The sequence below is a fragment of the Acidithiobacillus sp. TH-A36 genome, assembly GCF_057473445.1.
The window spans coordinates 1-2,441 of sequence record NZ_JBYCKP010000420.1; the positions used below are offsets into that span (position 1 = coordinate 1).

3 protein-coding genes are annotated in these 2,441 nt (G+C 56.1%); all 3 read left to right on the forward strand.

The genetic code is table 11. The features are described from left to right. Positions 1–748, forward strand: a 748-nt coding sequence (gene atpG / locus AC2VLY_RS11000; RefSeq protein WP_486922274.1) for an ATP synthase F1 subunit gamma, incomplete at its 5' end; no start/stop codon positions are given. Between the two features lie 41 nt (positions 749–789). Continuing rightward, on the forward strand, positions 790–2,199 hold the full coding sequence (gene atpD, locus AC2VLY_RS11005; protein WP_486892087.1) for a F0F1 ATP synthase subunit beta: 1,410 nt from the start codon (positions 790–792) through the stop codon (positions 2,197–2,199). A gap of 3 nt (positions 2,200–2,202) precedes the next feature. After that, on the forward strand, positions 2,203–2,441 hold a 239-nt coding region (atpC, locus tag AC2VLY_RS11010), incomplete at its 3' end, for an ATP synthase F1 subunit epsilon (protein WP_486922275.1).

The window sequence follows — 2,441 nt, forward strand, 5'->3', positions numbered from 1 at the left end:
CGCTGCCCGGCCCTATGCGGAGAAAATTCGCGAGGTACTGGGCCATCTGGCGCTGGCACACCCGGAGTATGAACATCCTTTGATGCAGGTTCGGCCCATCAAGAGGGCCGGATTTCTGGTTATTACCACGGATCGTGGGCTCTGTGGCGCTTTGAATGTCAATGTGCTTCGGCAGGTTGTCCATAAAATGCACGATCTGCACGAACAGGGCGTCAGTTCGGACCTCGCGGTCATGGGGAACAAGGGGCTGGGTTTTTTGCGTCGGCATGGCGCGCATCTGGTCGCTGAACTGAATGGACTGGGCGACAAGCCCAATCTGGCGGACATGATCGGACCGATCAAGGCCATGGCCGATGCTTACGCCAAGGGTGAGGTCGATGTGGTTTATATGGTCTCTTCCCGTTTCGTCAATACCATGCTGCAACGCGCCACTCTGGAGCAGTTATTGCCCGTGGCCAAGCCGGAAGTGCCTGCCGAAAAACCGGCGGAGATGTGGGATTACATTTATGAGCCGGAGGCTCGCCCGGTTCTCGACAAGCTGATGCATCGCTATGTGGAGTCTGTCGTTTATCAGGCGGTCATTGAGCATCTGGCCTGCGAGCAAAGTGCGCGCATGGTGGCCATGAAAAATGCCTCGGACAACGCCAAACGGATGGTGGGCGATCTGCAGTTGGCTTACAACAAGGCCCGTCAGGCAGCCATTACACAGGAAATCGCCGAAATCAGCGCCGGTGCGGCGGCGGTTTGACGATTAAGCACAGCATTTTTGGATTTTTTGAGGGTTAAATCATGAGCGAAGCGGTAGCTAAAGATAATGCCGTCGGCCACATTGTCCAGGTGATCGGACCGGTGATCGATGTCGCCTTTCCTCGCGGGCAGGTCCCGGAGATCATGGAAGCCGTGGTCATCACGGAAAAAAATCTCACCATTGAAATTCAGGCGCAGTTGGGTGACGGCGTGGCACGCGGTATTGCCATGGGCCCCAGCGAAGGTCTGAAGCGGGGTCTGGCGGTTGCCCGTACGGGTGCCCCCATCAGCGTCCCCGTTGGTCACGGTACTTTGGGACGGATCATGGACGTCCTGGGTGATCCTGTCGATGGCAAGGGTCCGGTACAGACGGAAGAGCGCAAGGCCATTCACCGCCCCGCTCCCAACTTTGATGAACTGGCGGCCAGCACCGAAGTGCTGGAAACCGGTATCAAGGTTATCGATCTGGTCTGCCCTTTCGCCAAGGGCGGCAAGGTCGGTCTCTTCGGTGGTGCCGGCGTCGGTAAAACCGTGCTCATGATGGAACTGATCCGGAATATCGCCATTGAGCATACCGGTTACTCCGTGTTTGCCGGTGTGGGTGAAAGAACCCGCGAAGGTAATGACTTCTATCACGAAATGACCGACTCTGGCGTGCTCGACAAGGTGGCGCTGTGCTATGGACAGATGAATGAGCCACCCGGCAACCGTCTGCGCGTCGGTCTGACCGGTTTGACCATGGCGGAACATTTCCGTGATGAAGGACGCGATATTCTGATGTTCATTGATAACATCTTCCGTTACACCCTGGCGGGTACCGAAGTGTCGGCACTGCTCGGACGTATGCCCTCGGCAGTGGGTTATCAGCCGACACTGGCTGAAGAAATGGGCAAGTTGCAGGAACGCATTACCTCTACCAAGGTGGGTTCCATCACCTCGGTACAGGCGGTTTATGTGCCTGCCGACGATCTCACCGATCCGTCACCGGCCACGACCTTTGCCCATCTGGACGCAACGGTCGTGTTGTCCCGTCAGATTGCCGAGCTGGGTATTTATCCCGCTCTGGATCCTTTGGATTCCTTCAGTCGTCAGCTGGATCCGGCTATTGTCGGTCAGGAACACTATGACGTGGCACGTGCCTGTCAGAAGACCCTGCAGCGCTACAAGGAATTGCAGGACATCATCGCCATTCTGGGTATGGATGAACTTTCCGAAGATGACAAGTTGCTGGTCTCGCGAGCCCGTAAAATTCAGCGCTTCCTGTCCCAGCCCTTCTTCGTGGCGGAAGTATTCACGGGTAGCCCCGGTACCTATGCTTCGCTGAAAGATACCATTCGCGGGTTCAAGGCCATTGTTGCCGGTGAATATGATCATCTGCCGGAACAGGCTTTTTACATGGTAGGTACTATTGATGAAGCGATTGCCAAGGCGCAAAAGCTGCAGCAGGGATAAGGTATGGCCATGACCATTGATGTGCGGGTCGTCAGCGCTGAAGGGAGTATTTACGAAGGGGTTGCCACGATGGTGGTGGCTCCCGGTGAAATGGGTGAGTTGGGTATTTTGCCTCGCCACGCTCCCTTGCTGACCGGATTACGTCCCGGCGAGTTACGGATTATCAACGGTGAAAACACCGAATATTTGTTCGTAAACGGCGGCATGCTCGAAATCCAGCCGGACGTGGTCACGGTTCTGGC